Source organism: Pseudomonas sp. R5(2019), assembly GCF_009905435.1.
Taxonomy (GTDB): Bacteria; Pseudomonadota; Gammaproteobacteria; order Pseudomonadales; family Pseudomonadaceae; genus Aquipseudomonas.
This window is the reverse complement of sequence record NZ_JAAAMT010000003.1, coordinates 16547-33568: the sequence shown is the minus strand read 5'-3', so window position 1 is coordinate 33568 and position 17022 is coordinate 16547. Positions and strand designations below refer to the sequence as shown.

Below are 17022 nucleotides of genomic sequence, written 5' to 3'. Positions count from 1 at the left end.
AGCGGCCCCTGGGGTCTACTTTACAGCCCATCGCAGGCAAGCCTTGCTCCTACAGCAATTTCAGTCAGTTGATTTCGGTCTGGATCATGGCCGGGCCTTGAGCTGATCCTGCGCCGCCTTCGCCAGATCCGGTGGCAGGAAGTCCCTGTCCGGGTTGTAGTCAGGCTTGAGGTAACGCTTGAGGTCCTCCAGGTCTTGCGGGCTCAAGGTGCCCGCCGCCTGCTTCAGGCGCAGGTTGTCGAGAATGTAGTCGTAGCGAGTGTTGTTGTAGTCCCGCACCGAGGTGTACAGCTGGCGCTGGGCATCCAGCACGTCGACGATATTGCGCGTTCCCACCTGATACCCGATTTCGGTCGCTTCCAGCGCGCTCTGGTTGGAAATGATCGACTGCTTGCGCGCTTGTACCTGTTCCACGTCGGTGTTGACCGCGCGGTGCAGGTTGCGGGTGTTCTCCACCACCTGGCGACGCAGGCTTTCGCGCTGCTGCTCGGTCTGGTTCAGGCGCTGATAGGCCTCGCGCACTTGCGAGCTGGTCAGGCCGCCGCTGTAGATCGGGATGTTCAGTTGCAGGCCGATGCTGCGCTGCTCGACGTCACCGCCAAAGCGTACGCCGGCCTGCGGCGCCGGGTTGGTGAAGCCCAGGCTGTCGTTGTCACCTTTTTTGTATTGCGCCACGGCGTCCACGGTGGGCGCATGCCCGGCCTTGCGTTGGCGCAAGGTTTCCTCGGCGGCGCTGACCGCGTAGTGACTGGCCTGCAGGTTGAGGTTCTGGCGGGCGGCGGTGTCGACCCAGGTTTTGGCGTCGTTGGGGACGGGCACCAGCACCGGCAAGCTATGGACCACACCCTGGAGCGAGTTGTACTCGCGGTTGGTCAAGGTGATCAAGGCTTCGAACGCGTCGTCGACCTGGCGCTGGGCGACGATCCGGTTGGCCCGGGCGGTGTCGTAGCTGGCTTGGGACTGCAGTACGTCGGTCTTGTCGGACAGGCCGACATCAAATCGCTCGTTGGACTGGTCCAGCTGGCGCTTGAAGGCGGCTTCCTCGGCCTTGGTGGAGGCCAGGTTGTCCTGGGCGCGCAGCACCGCGAAGTAGTTCTCGGCACTTTGCAGGATCAGGTTTTGCTCGGTGGCCGACAGTTCCAGCGCCGCCTGCTCGTTGACGGCCTGCGCGGCCTGCAACTGGAACCAGCGGTCGGCGCGGAAGATCGGCTGCGCCAGGGTTGCCTGCCAGGAGTTGCCGCTGCGGGTAGAGGTCAGCGACGGCTCGTCGAGCCTGGTACGGGTGTTCAGCATGTCGGCCCCGGCCGACAGGTTCGGCAGCAGGCCGGCGCGGGCTTGCGGCACGACTTCGCGGCGTGCGGCATAGTCGGCGCGAGAGGCGGCGAGGTCGGCGTTGTTGCCGACCGCTTCCTGGTACACGCTGACCAGGTCGGTCTTGCTGGGAAGGGGCGCTTCAGCTGCCCAGGCCAATCCGTTGGAAGCACAAGACACGGCGAGGGCCAGTGAGAGTTTGCGCAGCATGAGGCGATCCTTGAAGAGGGTTGTCCCAAGGGCAGGACCAGACCAGCCCTTTTTCCGGGCCAATAAGCCCGTTGCGAGTGTAGTTGCGCAGGGGCATGGCAACAATCCGGCATTTGCGCCATTTATCGAGCGTTATGAGACAGGGCTTGGCTTTCATTGCCAGTTATGTCTAGACTGGCCGCGTTCTTGTCGGGGTGCCTTGCTGTAAGGCTGAGATCGGATAATCCGGATCCCGTTGAACCTGATCAGGTTAGCGCCTGCGTAGGGAACAAGATTTCTCGTCTTCCCGGCGAGTCCTCTTGTGCCGGGTCTTCGAATTCAGTTCATGCCGTGAAACTGCACTCGACGAGATCCAGCACAGCACCAGCACTGGTGCGTCCGTGCCTTTCAGGTTCGCTCCGACAATCCACCGCTAGGATGTGTCTGGAGAGCCTGTGATGAGTAAACAAGAAAAAAATGCTGCCCACCTGAGTGAATCGGCCCAAGTCGATCAACAGTCCGTGCAACCGTTCACCCGTTCGCAAAAAATCTACGTCCAGGGTTCGCGCCCGGACATTCGCGTGCCGATGCGTGAAATCAGCCTGGACGTGACCCCGACCGACTTCGGTGGTGAGATCAACGCCCCGGTGCTGGTCTACGATACCTCTGGCCCGTACACCGACCCGGCTGTGCAGATCGACGTGCGCACAGGCCTGGGCGATGTGCGTTCGGCCTGGATCGATGACCGTGGCGACACCGAGCGCCTGCCGGGCCTGTCGTCGCATTTCGGTCAGCAGCGCCTGAACGATGAAGAGCTGACCAAGCTGCGCTTTGCCCACGTACGCAACCCGCGCCGGGCCAAGGCCGGTGCCAACGTCAGCCAGATGCACTACGCTCGCAAGGGCATCATCACCGCCGAGATGGAATACGTCGCCATCCGCGAAAACATGAAGCTGCAGGAGGCCCGCGCCGCCGGCCTGCTGAAGCAACAGCACGCCGGGCATAGCTTCGGCGCCAGCATCCCGAAAGAAATCACCCCTGAGTTCGTGCGCGAAGAAATCGCCCGCGGCCGCGCGATCATTCCGGCCAACATCAACCACACCGAACTTGAGCCGATGATCATCGGCCGAAACTTTTTGGTGAAGATCAACGGCAACATCGGCAACAGCGCCCTGGGCTCTTCCATCGAGGAAGAAGTCGCCAAGCTGACCTGGGGGATTCGCTGGGGTTCGGACACGGTCATGGACCTGTCCACCGGCAAGCACATCCATGAAACCCGCGAGTGGATCATCCGCAACTCGCCAGTGCCGATCGGTACCGTGCCGATCTATCAAGCGCTGGAGAAGGTCAACGGTGTGGCCGAAGACCTGACCTGGGAGCTGTTCCGCGACACCCTGATCGAGCAGGCCGAGCAAGGCGTCGACTACTTCACCATCCACGCCGGCGTACTGCTGCGCTATGTACCGCTGACCGCCAAGCGCGTGACCGGTATCGTCAGCCGTGGTGGCTCGATCATGGCCAAGTGGTGCCTGGCGCATCACAAAGAGAACTTCCTCTACACCCATTTCGACGAAATCTGCGAAATCATGAAGGCCTATGACGTCAGCTTCTCGCTGGGCGATGGCCTGCGTCCGGGCTCGATTGCCGACGCCAACGACGAAGCGCAGTTCGGCGAGCTGGAAACCCTGGGCGAGCTGACCAAAATCGCCTGGAAGCACGACGTGCAGTGCATGATCGAAGGCCCTGGCCATGTGCCGATGCAACTGATCAAAGAGAACATGGACAAGCAGCTGGAATGCTGCGACGAGGCGCCGTTCTACACCCTCGGCCCATTGACCACTGACATCGCACCGGGTTACGACCACATCACCTCGGGTATCGGCGCGGCGATGATCGGTTGGTTTGGTTGCGCCATGCTCTGCTACGTCACGCCCAAGGAACACCTGGGCCTGCCGAACAAGGATGACGTCAAGACCGGGATCATCACCTACAAGATCGCTGCCCACGCGGCGGACCTGGCCAAGGGCCACCCGGGCGCGCAGATTCGCGACAACGCCTTGAGCAAGGCGCGGTTCGAATTCCGTTGGGAAGACCAGTTCAACCTGGGCCTGGACCCGGACACGGCGCGGGCCTACCACGATGAGACCCTGCCGAAGGAATCGGCCAAGGTCGCGCACTTCTGCTCCATGTGCGGGCCGAAGTTCTGCTCGATGAAAATCACCCAGGAAGTGCGTGAATACGCGGCCAACCAGCGCATTGAAGCGACCAGCGTCGAGGCCGAGGATGGCATGCGCGAGCAGGCCGAGCGGTTCCGCAAGGAAGGCAGCCAGCTGTACCAGAAAGTCTGATTGGCGGGGGCACCGCAAGGTGCTCCGGTTGAAACTGACTCCTTGTGGGAGCGGATTTATCCGCGAATAGAAGCAACTCGGTCTGCCTGATAAACCGCAGCGCTGCTATTCGCGGATAAATCCGCTCCCACGGTCCATTCCAGCAAGAGGATTTGGGGTCAAGCAGCATTCAGCGATTAACAACACTTATCCCCCTGAGATCGAACGCGTGAACACTTCATCCAGTACCTATTCGCCCGACCAGGCGATCAGCGCAAGCCAGCGTGTCTTCGGCGCACGTGACCTGTTTTCCCTGTGGTTTTCCCTGGGTATCGGCCTGATGGTGCTGCAGACCGGTGCATTGCTGGCGCCGGGCCTGGGTTTGTCGGGATCAATCCTGGCGATCGTGATCGGTACCACGGTAGGTGTTCTGTTGCTGGCGGCGGTCGGGGTGATCGGTAGCGACACCGGCCTCTCGGCGATGGCTTCGCTCAAATTGACCCTGGGCAAGCGGGGCGCTGCCGTGCCGGCCGTCCTCAACCTGTTGCAGCTGATTGGTTGGGGTACTTTCGAAATCATCGTCATGCGTGATGCCGCAAGCCTTCTGGGGGCGCGCGCCTTCGGCGAGGGTGGTCTGGGCTCGAACCCGTTTTTGTGGACCCTGTTTTTCGGCGGCCTGGCCACCTTGCTGGCGGTGGGCGGGCCCTTGACCTTTGTGCGCAAGATTCTGCGCAAATGGGGGATCTGGTTGCTGATGGCGTCTTGCGTCTGGCTGACCTGGAACCTGTTTGCCAAGGCTGACCTGGCCACGCTGTGGGCCCAGGCCGGTGACGGCACGCTGTCGTTCGCGGTCGGCGTCGACATCGCGATTGCCATGCCATTGTCGTGGCTACCGCTGATCGCCGACTACTCGCGCTTCGGCAAGGGCGGCAAACGTGTCTTCACCGGCACCGCGCTGGGCTATTTCATCGGCAACATCTGGATGATGAGCCTGGGCGTGGGCTATATCCTGGCCTTTGCCCCAAGTGGTGAAGCCAATACGATGCTGTTGGCACTGGCCGGTGCAGGGCTGGGTATTCCACTGTTGCTGATTCTGCTCGACGAGTCGGAAAAAGCCTTTGCCGATATTCATTCGGCAGCGGTCTCGACCGGCATGCTGGTGCATTTGAAAGTCGAACACCTGGCACTGGCGCTTGGCTTGCTCTGCACCCTGATCGCCTGCGTCGCGCCCTTGACCCAGTACCAGAACTTCCTGCTGCTGATCGGTTCGGTATTCGCGCCATTGTTTGGGGTGGTGTTGGTCGATCACTTCATCCTGCGCCAGCGCAGCGCCACCAGCGCGCTGGTCAACCTGCGCTGGACGGCGTTGCTGGCCTGGCTGGGCGGCATCAGCACCTACCACGTGCTGGCCAATCTGTACCCGGAGGTCGGTGCAACCCTGCCGTCACTGATTCTGGCAGGGCTGCTGCAGTACCTGTTGGGTCGGGCCTTCAGCCGCGGCCAGGAAACAGCTCGGGCTTGATCACCCCGTTCAGGCGGGCATAGGGGATCTTCAGTTCAACGTGGCCCTGAGCGTAAGGCGCGAGGGTGTACACGTCGTACTTGAGGATCACCCCGCCATACGTCAGGGCAATGTTCGGGGTTTTCTGGAACGGCCAGGTCTTGATGAACTCGGCGTCCTGGTCCAGTTTGCTGCTGATCAACCAGCCCTTGTGGGCTTCCTGAGCGGCCAGCCAGAAGGTGTTTTCCTGGCCTGGCACCAGCATGTCCTGCAAGGTCAGCGCCCGGTGCTGCTGGCGCGAATAGTTGATGAAGCCGCGGCCCGGCATGCCGTGGGCGCCGCCGGTGTCCAGGTAGCTGGACAATTCGATGATCACCAGCCCGTCATGCTGCTCGCGTACCTTGGCTTGCAGGTAGGTGCTGTGACGGCTTTGGGCGCTGCTCAGGAATTGCTCTTCGTAGGCCTTGAGTGAAGCCGGCATCGGTGCGTCGGGCGAATTGCGGGCCATTTCCAGCAATTTGCGCTCGATCAGCGGGTCCAGCTGAGGTTCAGCGGGAAAGTGCAGGGTGTCGATATTCACCAGTGGGCAGTCCGCAGCGCTGCAGCCCGGCTTGATGTGCTCCCAGGCGTCGCGCTTGGCCTCTAGCGGTGCGCGCAGGTTGGGCTGGAACAGACTTTGGCATGCGCCCAGGGTCAGGGCTACGCAGGCCACGGTGACAAGTTTGGATAACGACATGCTGATCCTTGGGGTGTCAGGGCAAAAATGGTCGTGGTTGGACTCTCTGCAACGCCTTCAGTTCGCCACTAAGCTCAATACAGTCGATTCGACCGGTGGCTGCCTATCGTGGCAGCCTGCTCGCTATCTTGAAAGGGGCTGCACGATCGCAGGGGCCGCGTTAGGATGGCCCGACGCTGTAACCGCAAGGTAACGAGGACTTTCATGACTGACATCGTTAATGCCGTACCGACTGCTGTCCAGATCACCCGTCGGGAGAATTGCTTTCAAGGCTTTTACCGGCTCGATCGGGTGCACCTCAAGCACGAACTGTTTGCCGGTGGCATGGGCCGCGAAATCAGCCGCGAGCTGTTCGTGCGCCACGATGCGGTGTGTGTGTTGCCGTACGACCCGCAGCGTGACGAAGTGGTGTTGATCGAGCAATTTCGCGTCGGTGCCATGGGCAAGATCGACAACCCCTGGATGGTTGAACTGGTCGCTGGTCTGATCGATAAAGACGAGCTACCGGAAGAGGTTGCACACCGCGAGGCGCAGGAGGAAGCTGGGCTGAAGTTCAAAGCGCTGTGGCCGATCACCAAGTATTTTCCGTCACCCGGTGGCAGCGATGAGTACGTTCACCTGTATCTGGGGCGCTGCGACAGCACGGGGGCTGGCGGTCTGCACGGTCTGGAGGAAGAGGGCGAAGATATACGCGTCAAGGTCTGGGCGTTCGAGGACGCTTTACAAGCCGTACGCGATGGGCAAATCATCAACGCGGCAAGCATTATTGCCTTGCAATGGCTGGCGTTGAACCGCGATGAAGTCAGGGGGCTATGGTCGTGAATCTGTTGCGCGAACGCTACCGGGTCGATCTGGTCGGGTTGCAGGCTGCCTGCGAGGCCAACTATGCGCGTTTGATGCGCCTGTTGCCGGACATGCGCGCCGCCGAGCGCACCCGTCGCATCGCCATGACCCAAGGGGACCAGATGCTCGGCGTGTTGTCGCTCGAGGTGGTGTTGGCCTGCCCGTACACGACCACCTTGCGGGTGCGCCAGGAGCACAGTTTGCCTTGGCTGCCGGTGCCACAGATGGAAGTTCAGGTGTATCACGATGCGCGCATGGCCGAGGTCATCGGTGCCGAGCATGCGCGGCGTTTTCGCAGCATTTATCCCTACCCCAACGCAGCCATGCACCAGCCTGATGAAAAAGCCCAGCTCAACCTGTTCCTGGGTGAGTGGCTGAGCCATTGCCTGGCCTGCGGCCACGAGTATGAAGCGGTTCGCTGAGCCGCCTGTCGAAACAGTTTGCATCGGGCTGCCGTGTAATACCCTTCCTACTGAAAACTCCCTTGGTCAACGCATGAATTCACTGCATTGGCGAAGAGGGAAGCATGAAAATAGGAATCATCGGCGCTGGCTGGAACGGATGCCACATAGCGCTGGAACTGGCCAGGGAAGGTCATCAAGTGGTCGTGCTGGAACGCAACACGGACATTTTTCGCGGGGTGTCGGGCGATTTTGGTATTCGTCTGCACAAAGGGCCGCACTATCCCCGCTCCAAAGCGACCCGCGACAGCTGCCTGGCGGCTTTCGAGCGGTTTTGCCGGATCTACCCGGAGCTGGTGGTCGCCCATGAAGCTTCGATCTACGCACACGGCACCTCCGATGCCTTGGGGGAGCCTTCCAAAGTCACCTCCGATCAGTTTGCCGCCGTCTGTCATGAGTCGCCGGAGTGCCGAGCGCTGAACCTTGGCACTGAAGGCTTCACCGCTCTGGAATCTGCCTTTGAACTGGAAGAGCCCAGCGTGGTGCTTGGCAGGCGGCTGCGAAATTTTTTCGCCGGCCGGCTGATTCAGGCAGGTGTCGAGGTGCGCTGCAATTTCCAGGTCTTGAGCAACGAGGTGCTGGACAACGGCGTGCGGCTCCATGGCGCGGACGGTCAGGCGCTCGCATTTGACCGGGTCATCAATGCCAGCGGCTACCAGGCGCTGATTCCCGACAGCTTCCCCGCGACGTTACCCGTGGCCATGGACGTGGTGTACCAGGTGTGTCTGGGGCTGACCTACGAAGACAACATGCCTGCTGAAAAGCCGCTGTCGTTTATCGTCATGGACGGCTGGTTTCCCTGCCTGATGCCCCTCATCGAATCAGACGCAGCGCCCGCCCGGCACTACGTGCTGACCCACGGCAGCTACACCATCATGGGCTCCTTCGATACGCCCGATGAAGCCCGCGCGATGCTCGGGCAAATCGAAGATGGCTTCGTCGAGGGCAAGGTCAAACCGTTGTGCGAGGCGCAAATGCAACGCTTCTGGCCGGTGTTCGACCGGCGTTTTTCCTACACCGGCTGGAAGGGCGCAGTACTGGCCAAGCTGCGGACCCGCACAGAGTTCAGAAGCTCGCCGGTCTTCGAGAACGCCAATACGATTTACGTCTTTCCGGGTAAGGTCAGCAATGTGCTGGCGGCGGCGGACGAAGTGCTGGCGTTGCTGCAAGACCGTGATTGCATTGAGCAACAGGGTTTCAGGTATGTGCGAGAGGGGGTGTTGGCGAGCGCCCGGCAGGAAATCCAGAGCCGGGCCGCCGTGGGCGAGCGCAATACCGCCAGTTTGCAGACCTTTGAAGCGCTGCAAGGGCATTAAGCTTTGCTGAACTGTGAGCGGGGCCGCATCTGCCGGTTTGCCCAGGCTGGGTGCAGTCCGCATAATTACGCCAGGTCCTATCTGGAGACGCATTTTGTCCAACCCGCTCAACCCGATCGCTGAGGCGCCGGTCACCCTCGTGCAGCTTTCCGACAGTCATTTGTTTGCCGAGGCGCAAGGCACGCTGTTGGGCATGAATACGGCTGACAGTTTGAGTCGGGTCGTCGATCAAGTCCTGGCCGAGCAGCCGCGGATCGATCTGGTATTGGCCACTGGCGACCTGACTCAGGACGGCACGCCGGCGTCCTACCAGCGTTTTGCCGCACAGAGCGCCCGGCTCTCGGCGCCAGTGCGCTGGTTGTGCGGCAATCACGACGAACCGCAGGCCATGGCCAGGGTCGGCGGCGCCCCGGTGGTGCTGGACCCCATCGTGGACCTTGGCAACTGGCGGGTCGTGCTGCTCAATTCGGCCATCACCGGTGCCGTGCCAGGGTATCTGGATGAAACACAGCTGGAGCGCCTGACCCACTCACTTGAGCAAGCCCCCGAGCGCCATCACCTGATTTGTCTGCATCACCAGCCGGTGGATATTCGTTGCGCCTGGATGGCGCCGATCGGTCTGCGTAACCCGGATGACTTATTCGCGGTGCTCGACCGCTTCCCACAGGTGCGCGCTGTGCTCTGGGGCCATATCCATCAGGAATGGGACCAGTTGCGCAACGGTGTACGCCTGCTGGCCTCGCCGTCCACCTGCGTTCAGTTTCTGCCGCACAGCGATGACTTCAAGATCGACGTCGACCAGGCGCCCGGCTATCGCTGGTTGCGCCTGCACACCGACGGGCAGCTGGAGACCGGTGTCTCGCGGATCAGCGGCTTCAGTTTCACTGTGGATTACGGCGACGGATACTGATCCGTCATTTCCCTTTTTCGTTGCGAAACATCTGAAGCTGATTTATCTCTCGGCTAACAGGCTAAACTGCGCATCTTTGCGTCCCGGGCGGGTAGCCGGGCGTTCATGGGGGCTCTGAGGGCGGTATGTCAGGTTCAATTCTTTATATCCATGGTCTGAACAGCGCGCCGGCGTCGAGAAAGGCCTGCCAATTGCTGGCGGCGATGCAGCAGTTGGGCCTTGCCGAGCAATTGCAGGTACCGGCCTTGCACCATCATCCTCGCCAGGCCATGGTTCAGCTCGAGGCTGCGATCGAGCAGCTGGGCAGCCCGTTGCTGGTCGGCAGTTCGCTCGGGGGCTACTATGCCACTCACCTGGCCGAGCGCCATGGCCTGAAAGCCTTGCTGATCAACCCGGCGGTCAATCCCCACCGGCTGTTCGACGGCTTCCTTGGGCCGCAACAGAATCTGTACACCGGCGAAACCTGGGAGTTGACCCTGGACCATGTGCAAGCCCTGGCTGAACTCGAAGTGCCAGCACCGCTGGATGCCCAACGCTTTCAGGTATGGCTGCAAACGGGGGATGAAACACTGGACTACCGCCGTGCCGAACGCTTTTACCGGGCCTGCGCCTTGCGTATCGAGGCCGGCGGCGACCACGGTTTCCAGGGTTTTGCCCAGCGCTTGCCGGCCCTGCTGACCTTTGCCGGGATACCGGCGGCGTGCTACCAGCGCCTTGATTTTTTCGCCCTGTGACAGTGCGCACAGCGCGTTTTTTCTTTTTCACGAACGATTGACGACGAGAACCCATGGCCAATCCCAGCGCTAGCTCCTATAACGCAGACGCCATCGAAGTCCTCTCGGGCCTCGACCCGGTCCGCAAACGACCGGGCATGTACACCGACACCAGCCGGCCGAACCACCTTGCCCAGGAAGTGATCGACAACAGTGTCGACGAAGCGCTGGCCGGGCATGCGAAATCGGTCTCGGTGATCCTGCACGCCGACCATTCCCTGGAAGTGATCGACGACGGTCGCGGCATGCCTGTGGATATCCACCCCGAAGAGGGCGTATCGGGTGTCGAGCTGATCCTGACCAAGCTGCACGCCGGCGGCAAGTTCTCGAACAAGAACTACCAGTTCTCCGGCGGCCTGCACGGTGTCGGTATTTCGGTGGTCAACGCCTTGTCGACTCAAGTCCGGGTCAAGGTCAAGCGTGATGGCAACGAATACCAGATGACCTTTGCCAACGGCTTCAAGTCCACTGACCTGGAGGTGATCGGCGCGGTCGGCAAGCGCAACACCGGCACCAGCGTCTATTTTTCCCCCGACCCGAAGTACTTCGATTCCCCCAGGTTTTCCGTCAGCCGCCTCAAGCACGTGCTCAAGGCCAAGGCCGTATTGTGCCCGGGCCTGCTGGTAAGCTTCGAGGACAAGGCCACCGGCGAGAAAGTCGAGTGGCACTATGAAGACGGCCTGCGCTCCTACCTGGAAGACGCGGTCAGCGAATTCGCCCGCCTGCCCGAAGCTCCTTTCTGCGGCAGCCTGGCCGGTAATAAAGAAGCCGTCGACTGGGCCTTGCTGTGGCTGCCCGAAGGCGGCGACAGCGTCCAGGAAAGCTACGTCAACCTGATCCCCACCGCTCAGGGCGGAACCCACGTCAACGGCTTGCGCCAGGGCCTGCTGGATGCCATGCGCGATTTCTGCGAGTTCCGCAATCTGCTGCCGCGCGGCCTGAAACTGGCGCCGGAAGACATCTGGGAGCGCATCGCCTTCGTGCTCTCGATGAAGATGCAAGACCCGCAATTCTCCGGCCAGACCAAAGAGCGCCTGTCATCCCGCGAGGCCGCCGCGTTCGTCTCGGGGGTGGTCAAGGACGCCTTCAGCCTCTACCTCAACGCGCACCCGGAAATGGGCATGCAGCTGGCGGAGCTGGCCATCAGCAACGCCGGGCGCCGGCTCAAGGCGAGCAAGAAAGTCGAACGCAAGCGCATTACCCAGGGCCCGGCGTTACCGGGCAAGCTGGCCGACTGTGCCGGCCAGGATCCGATGCGCGCCGAGCTGTTCCTGGTCGAGGGTGACTCCGCTGGCGGCTCCGCCAAGCAAGCCCGCGACAAGGAGTTCCAGGCCATCCTGCCGCTGCGCGGCAAAATCCTCAACACCTGGGAAGTGGACGGCAGCGAAGTGCTGGCCAGCCAGGAAGTGCACAACATTGCCGTGGCCATCGGCATCGACCCGGGTGCCAGCGACCTCAGTCAATTGCGTTACGGCAAGATCTGCATCCTCGCTGACGCCGACTCCGACGGCTTGCACATCGCCACCTTGCTCTGCGCTCTGTTCGTTCAGCATTTCCGCCCCTTGGTCGATGCCGGTCACGTTTACGTGGCCATGCCGCCGCTGTACCGGATCGACCTGGGCAAGGAAATCTACTACGCCCTGGATGAAGCCGAGCGCGACGGGATCCTCGACCGTCTGGTCGCCGAGAAGAAGCGCGGCAAGCCGCAGGTCACCCGTTTCAAAGGCCTGGGTGAAATGAACCCGCCACAGCTGCGTGAAACCACCATGGACCCGAACACCCGTCGTCTGGTCCAGCTGACCCTGGACGATTTTGCCGGGGCCTCGGAAATGATGGACATGCTGCTGGCGAAAAAACGCGCAGGTGATCGCAAGACCTGGCTGGAATCCAAGGGCAATCTGGCTGAGGTTCTGACCTGATGCGGCACGCGTTGGCAGCCATGTTGCTGCTGATCGCCTCAGGTGCCTGGGCTGAACCCTGGCCGCAGCTCAGGTTGTTGTCCGAGCACCCGGTCGAAGGGCTACGCGGCGGCAATCTTTCCGGCCTGGCCCTGTGTGGCAAGGATCTGTGGACGATTTCTGACCGCGACGACGACCAGATCTACCGGTTGGATACCCGCGCCCCGGTCTGGCAGGCGGTAACGGTCAGGATCGACGTACCGCCGGTGCCGGACAGCGGCCTGCCCTGGGGGCTGCGTTCGCGCACCTGGGCGGCGTCGTTCATCCGTGGTGGCGATCTGGACTTCGAGGGCATCAGCTGTGATGCCGCCGGTAACCAGTACCTGGTCAGCGAAGCCCATGCGGCGGTGCTGCAGGTGCCGGTCGATGGGGCGCCCAACTGGCTGAGAATTTCGCCGAACATGGTGCGTCAGGCCCGTGCCAGTGGCATGTTGCTGCATTTCAATGCGTTATTTGAAGGCTTGGCGGTCAACCCGGCCGGCGACCGTATCTGGCTGGCTGCCGAGCGGGGACGTCGAGGGTTGATGGTCGTCGACCGCCAGCAAACCCTCTGGAACTGCAGCGGTGGTTGCGTGCTCATGAGCCAGGCCGGTACGCAAATGCAGCCTGCGCAGTTTCCCGATGCCCGTGAATGGCCCCGGGATTTTGCGGACGTAGCGCTGTTCAACGGCAAGTTGTTCACACTCGAGCGCAATGCCTTCCAGATTTGCCGCCGTGATGCGGCCACGGCGGAAGTCGAACGCTGCTGGTCCTTCGCCGCTGGTGCGCTGAATGACGAACAACGCCGTTATTCGCAGCCATTCGGCCTGGTCGAGGCGCTGGTGATCGATGCGCAAGGCGCGTGGATCGGCGTGGACAACAACGACAAGCCCCGCAACGATGGCGAGTTACGGTCGATGGTGTGGCGCTTCGAGGCGCCCAAGGGCGGCTGGAGTGCCGGCTCGTGAGTAGCCAGCCACCCGGAAAGCGCGCCGGCAGGGTCCTGCTGGTACTGGCCTGGGGAGCGGGGCTGTTTCTGGCCACGCGTTTTTTTGGCCAATGGGAACAGCGTCAGGAAAACCCCAACGCCGTCGTCAGCTCGCAGCAGGGTGATGGCTTTATCGAGGTCCAGCTGGCCAGCAATGGCCAGGGGCATTTCGTCGCCGATGGTCAGATCAATGGCGAGCCTGTGCAGTTTCTGCTGGATACCGGCGCCACCGACGTGGCGATCCCCGAATCCGTTGCTCGGAAAATGGGCCTGGAGCGCGGCGCCCCGGTCACCTTGAGCACGGCCAATGGCCAGAGCCAGGGTTACCGTACCCAACTGACCGAAGTGCAGTTGGGCGATATCGTTTTGCGCAATGTTCGCGCACTGGTCGCACCGGGGCTTCCGGGCGAGCAGGTGTTGTTGGGCATGAGTGCGCTGAAACAACTTGAATTTACCCAGCGTGGTGGCACCTTGCTGCTGCGCCAGACTTTGAAATGAAGAGGCCCGCATGAGCGACTCCCTTGACCTCAGCCTCGACGGCGTAGAACGCCGCTCCCTCGCTGACTTCACCGAACAGGCCTACCTCAACTACTCCATGTACGTGATCATGGACCGTGCCCTGCCGCATATCGGCGACGGCCTGAAACCGGTTCAGCGGCGTATCGTCTACGCCATGAGCGAGCTGGGGCTGGATGCCGATTCCAAGCACAAGAAATCCGCGCGTACCGTCGGTGACGTGCTCGGTAAATTCCACCCCCACGGCGATTCGGCCTGCTACGAAGCCATGGTGCTGATGGCCCAACCCTTCAGCTACCGCTACACCCTGGTCGATGGCCAGGGCAACTGGGGGGCGCCGGACGATCCCAAGTCGTTCGCGGCCATGCGTTACACCGAGGCGCGGTTGTCGCGTTATTCCGAAGTATTGCTGTCGGAACTGGGGCAGGGCACCGCTGATTGGGTGCCTAACTTCGACGGCACCTTGGACGAACCCGCTGTGTTGCCTGCACGTTTGCCGAACATTCTGCTCAATGGCACCACCGGTATTGCCGTGGGCATGGCCACCGACGTGCCGCCCCACAACTTGCGCGAAGTCGCCAGCGCCTGTGTTCGCTTGTTGGACGAGCCCAAGGCAACCATCGAGCAGCTCTGCGAGCACATTCAGGGCCCGGACTACCCGACCGAAGCGGAAATCATCACGCCACGGGCCGAGCTGCTGAAGATCTACGAGACCGGCCGCGGTTCGGTGCGCATGCGCGCGGTGTACCGCATCGAAGACGGCGATATTGTCGTCACCGCCTTGCCGCATCAGGTGTCCGGCGCCAAGGTGCTGGAACAGATCGCCGCCCAGATGCAGGCCAAGAAGCTGCCGATGGTCGCTGACCTGCGCGACGAATCCGATCACGAAAACCCGTGCCGTATCGTGATCATCGCCCGCTCCAACCGGGTCGACCTCGACGAGCTGATGCAGCATCTGTTTGCCACCACCGAGCTTGAGTCGAGCTACCGGGTCAACATCAACATCATCGGCCTGGACGGCCGCCCGCAGCTGAAAAACCTGCGCGCTCTACTGGTCGAGTGGCTGGAATTCCGGGTGAATACAGTGCGTCGCCGCCTGCAATTCCGCCTGGACAAGGTCGAGCGCCGCCTGCACCTGTTGGACGGCTTGCTGGTCGCCTTCCTCAACCTCGATGAAGTCATCCATATCATCCGCACCGAGGATCAACCCAAGCCGGTACTGATGGAGCGTTTCGGCCTGACCGATATCCAGGCCGACTACATTCTCGACACCCGCCTGCGCCAATTGGCGCGGCTGGAAGAAATGAAAATCCGCAACGAGCAGGATGAGCTGGCCAAGGAGCAGGCGCGCCTGATCGCCTTGCTGGGCAGCGAAGCCAAGCTGCGCAAACTGGTGCGCAGTGAGCTGATCAAGGACGCCGAAACCTACGGCGATGACCGTCGCTCGCCGATCATTGCCCGTGCCGAAGCCAAGGCCTTGTCTGAAAACGAACTGATGCCGACGGAGCCTGTGACCGTCGTTCTGTCGGAAAAAGGCTGGGTGCGCTGCGCCAAGGGTCACGACATCGACGCGACCGGGCTTTCCTACAAGGCGGGTGATGGCTACAAGACGGCTGCCAACGGTCGTTCGAACCAGTTTGCGGTCTTTATCGATTCGACCGGGCGCAGTTACTCGGTGGCGGCCCACACGCTGCCGTCCGCACGGGGGCAGGGTGAGCCGCTGACCGGTCGGTTGGCACCGCCGCCGGGCGCGGCATTCGAATGCGTATTGCTGCCGGATGACGAAGCCTTGTACGTGATCGCCTCGGACGCCGGTTACGGCTTTGTGGTCAAGGGCGAAGACCTGCAGGCCAAGAACAAGGCCGGCAAGGCGCTGTTGAGTTTGCCCAACGGCGCGAAAGTGCTGGCGCCGCGACCCGTTGCCGATCGCGAGTTGAACTGGCTGGCGGCGGTCACTACCGAAGGTCGTCTGCTGATTTTCAAGATTTCCGACCTGCCACAGCTGGGCAAGGGCAAGGGCAACAAGATCATTGGCATCCCCGGAGATCGGGTTGCCAGCCGCGAGGAATACATCACGGATCTGGCGGTCATTCCCGACGGGGCCACCCTTGTATTGCAAGCTGGCAAGCGTACGCTATCGCTTAAAGCCGACGACCTGGAACATTACAAGGGCGAGCGCGGACGGCGAGGCAATAAACTGCCACGTGGCTTCCAACGGGTTGACGGACTGACGGTCGAGATCGCTGGATAAGGCTGGCTAGAGGTGTTGGTCCGGATTTTTCCCACATGATCAATGCACAAACGCTGGAGTCAGAGCGCATATTCGCGGATGATATGCGCTTTTGCGGCACCGGCGTAGCTGAGTGCCCGAATGAATTCATGAGTATCACTGCGGCGCGCCTTGTGGCTGCCGCCTGGATGACAAGATGACTTTTCTGCGCCTTCCTTTCGTATTGTTACTGACTGGCGTCCTCGGTCTGGCCGGTTGCAGCGTGCGCCAGCCGGTCTCTCTTTATCAGCTGGATGCCGGCAAACCCGAGCAACCCAAGCAAAGCGCGGGCATGGCGGTTGTGATCGGCCCGGTTTCGGTTGCCGACTACCTGCAGCGTGAAACCTTGCTGCAACGCCAACCCGACGGCAGCCTGACTGCTGCGACCGACGGCCGCTGGGCCGGTAGCTTGTCTTCGGACATCGACCAACTGCTGGTGCGCCAACTGGCGTGGCGTCTGGACAGCCAACGCGTCATGCTGGCGCCGGCCACCGCCGGGTTCACCCCGGACGTGCAAGTGCTGTTGTCCATCACCCGCCTGGACTCCGGTGCTAACCAATCGGCGATTCTTGATGCCCAATGGCGGCTGATCGACCGTCGTGGCCAGGTTCGCGATAACCGCATCGTGCATCTGGAAGAACCGCACGCGGGCACCACCGCCGCGCAGGTTCACGCTCAGGGCGTGTTGCTGCAGCGCTTGGCCGAGCAACTGAGCACCGCGCTCAAGCCGTTGGCCAATCAGCCTGCCATCGTCGAAGAGCCGCGCAAGTCCGCGCCTGTTCAGGTGCGCAAGGAAGAGTCCGGGAAGCCGAAAATTCCGTTGGCTGCGCCTATTCGCACCGATATGGAAGTGTTCCGCTTCTAATGGCGGTGTTGGCCCCCCAGGCCGATGAATAAGTAACGCCGACGCCTTCCCTGCAGCTGTTCTCCTGTGAATTCATTGCC

14 protein-coding genes and 1 riboswitch are annotated in these 17022 nt (G+C 61.7%); of the genes, 12 read left to right on the top strand and 2 right to left on the bottom strand.

All coding sequences use genetic code 11. The annotated features are described in order from the left end of the window. Positions 1-84 precede the first annotated feature (84 nt). Complete coding sequence (locus tag GUY40_RS03060; RefSeq protein ID WP_166567471.1) at positions 85-1521, bottom strand: TolC family outer membrane protein; 1437 nt, start codon at positions 1519-1521, stop codon at positions 85-87. A gap of 180 nt (positions 1522-1701) precedes the next feature. Then, positions 1702-1806: riboswitch (TPP riboswitch) on the top strand. Positions 1807-1958: 152 nt separating this feature from the next. Between GUY40_RS03060 and thiC the strand changes: the two genes are divergently transcribed. Beyond that, entirely contained in the window at positions 1959-3848 is a 1890-nt protein-coding gene (gene thiC, locus GUY40_RS03055) for a phosphomethylpyrimidine synthase ThiC (RefSeq protein ID WP_166567470.1), read from the top strand. A gap of 208 nt (positions 3849-4056) precedes the next feature. Further along, entirely contained in the window at positions 4057-5349 is a 1293-nt protein-coding gene (gene cytX, locus GUY40_RS03050; protein ID WP_166567469.1) for a putative hydroxymethylpyrimidine transporter CytX, read from the top strand. On the opposite strand, the gene GUY40_RS03045 is transcribed toward cytX, so the two are convergent. Continuing rightward, positions 5318-6064, bottom strand: a complete 747-nt coding sequence (locus tag GUY40_RS03045) for an RsiV family protein (RefSeq protein WP_166567468.1) — start codon at positions 6062-6064, stop codon at positions 5318-5320. The genes cytX and GUY40_RS03045 overlap by 32 nt on opposite strands. 204 nt (positions 6065-6268) lie before the next feature. Here GUY40_RS03045 and GUY40_RS03040 point away from each other — a divergent pair, with 204 nt between their 5' ends. The 10 genes from GUY40_RS03040 (at position 6269) to GUY40_RS02995 (ending at position 16942) form a co-directional block, all read left to right on the top strand. Then, positions 6269-6886 carry an NUDIX domain-containing protein gene (locus tag GUY40_RS03040; RefSeq protein ID WP_166567467.1) on the top strand — a complete coding sequence of 206 codons (618 nt, stop codon included), beginning with the start codon at positions 6269-6271 and terminating at the stop codon, positions 6884-6886. Continuing rightward, the gene (locus GUY40_RS03035) at positions 6877-7329 is read left to right on the top strand and encodes a DUF1249 domain-containing protein (protein WP_166567466.1); all 453 of its coding nucleotides are present in this window, start codon (positions 6877-6879) and stop codon (positions 7327-7329) included. The genes GUY40_RS03040 and GUY40_RS03035 overlap by 10 nt, the downstream gene beginning before the upstream one ends. 104 nt (positions 7330-7433) lie before the next feature. Further along, the gene (locus GUY40_RS03030; RefSeq protein WP_166567465.1) at positions 7434-8684 is read left to right on the top strand and encodes an FAD-dependent oxidoreductase; all 1251 of its coding nucleotides are present in this window, start codon (positions 7434-7436) and stop codon (positions 8682-8684) included. A gap of 94 nt (positions 8685-8778) precedes the next feature. Beyond that, entirely contained in the window at positions 8779-9594 is an 816-nt protein-coding gene (gene cpdA / locus GUY40_RS03025) for a 3',5'-cyclic-AMP phosphodiesterase (protein WP_166567464.1), read from the top strand. Between the two features lie 125 nt (positions 9595-9719). Next, positions 9720-10328 carry a YqiA/YcfP family alpha/beta fold hydrolase gene (locus tag GUY40_RS03020; protein ID WP_166567463.1) on the top strand — a complete coding sequence of 203 codons (609 nt, stop codon included), beginning with the start codon at positions 9720-9722 and terminating at the stop codon, positions 10326-10328. Positions 10329-10381: 53 nt separating this feature from the next. Then, positions 10382-12286: a DNA topoisomerase IV subunit B gene (gene parE / locus GUY40_RS03015; RefSeq protein WP_166567462.1), complete on the top strand. Its 1905-nt coding sequence runs from the start codon at positions 10382-10384 to the stop codon at positions 12284-12286. After that, positions 12286-13272 carry an esterase-like activity of phytase family protein gene (locus GUY40_RS03010; protein ID WP_166567461.1) on the top strand — a complete coding sequence of 329 codons (987 nt, stop codon included), beginning with the start codon at positions 12286-12288 and terminating at the stop codon, positions 13270-13272. The genes parE and GUY40_RS03010 overlap by 1 nt, the downstream gene beginning before the upstream one ends. Further along, entirely contained in the window at positions 13269-13790 is a 522-nt protein-coding gene (locus GUY40_RS03005) for a TIGR02281 family clan AA aspartic protease (protein ID WP_166567460.1), read from the top strand. Before GUY40_RS03010 ends, GUY40_RS03005 begins: the two co-directional genes overlap by 4 nt. A gap of 10 nt (positions 13791-13800) precedes the next feature. Further along, entirely contained in the window at positions 13801-16059 is a 2259-nt protein-coding gene (gene parC / locus GUY40_RS03000) for a DNA topoisomerase IV subunit A (protein WP_166567459.1), read from the top strand. Positions 16060-16234: 175 nt separating this feature from the next. Further along, on the top strand, positions 16235-16942 hold the full coding sequence (locus GUY40_RS02995) for a membrane integrity-associated transporter subunit PqiC (RefSeq protein WP_166567458.1): 708 nt from the start codon (positions 16235-16237) through the stop codon (positions 16940-16942). Positions 16943-17022: the final 80 nt, after the last annotated feature.

Coding starts and splice junctions, on each gene's coding strand:
- GUY40_RS03060 (WP_166567471.1), bottom strand. CDS start 1,521: ATGCTGCGCAAACTCTCACTGGCCCTCGCCGTGTCTTGTGCTTCCAAC.
- thiC (WP_166567470.1), top strand. CDS start 1,959: ATGAGTAAACAAGAAAAAAATGCTGCCCACCTGAGTGAATCGGCCCAA.
- GUY40_RS03045 (WP_166567468.1), bottom strand. CDS start 6,064: ATGTCGTTATCCAAACTTGTCACCGTGGCCTGCGTAGCCCTGACCCTG.
- GUY40_RS03040 (WP_166567467.1), top strand. CDS start 6,269: ATGACTGACATCGTTAATGCCGTACCGACTGCTGTCCAGATCACCCGT.
- GUY40_RS03035 (WP_166567466.1), top strand. CDS start 6,877: ATGGTCGTGAATCTGTTGCGCGAACGCTACCGGGTCGATCTGGTCGGG.
- GUY40_RS03030 (WP_166567465.1), top strand. CDS start 7,434: ATGAAAATAGGAATCATCGGCGCTGGCTGGAACGGATGCCACATAGCG.
- GUY40_RS03020 (WP_166567463.1), top strand. CDS start 9,720: ATGTCAGGTTCAATTCTTTATATCCATGGTCTGAACAGCGCGCCGGCG.
- parE (WP_166567462.1), top strand. CDS start 10,382: ATGGCCAATCCCAGCGCTAGCTCCTATAACGCAGACGCCATCGAAGTC.
- GUY40_RS03010 (WP_166567461.1), top strand. CDS start 12,286: ATGCGGCACGCGTTGGCAGCCATGTTGCTGCTGATCGCCTCAGGTGCC.
- parC (WP_166567459.1), top strand. CDS start 13,801: ATGAGCGACTCCCTTGACCTCAGCCTCGACGGCGTAGAACGCCGCTCC.
- GUY40_RS02995 (WP_166567458.1), top strand. CDS start 16,235: ATGACTTTTCTGCGCCTTCCTTTCGTATTGTTACTGACTGGCGTCCTC.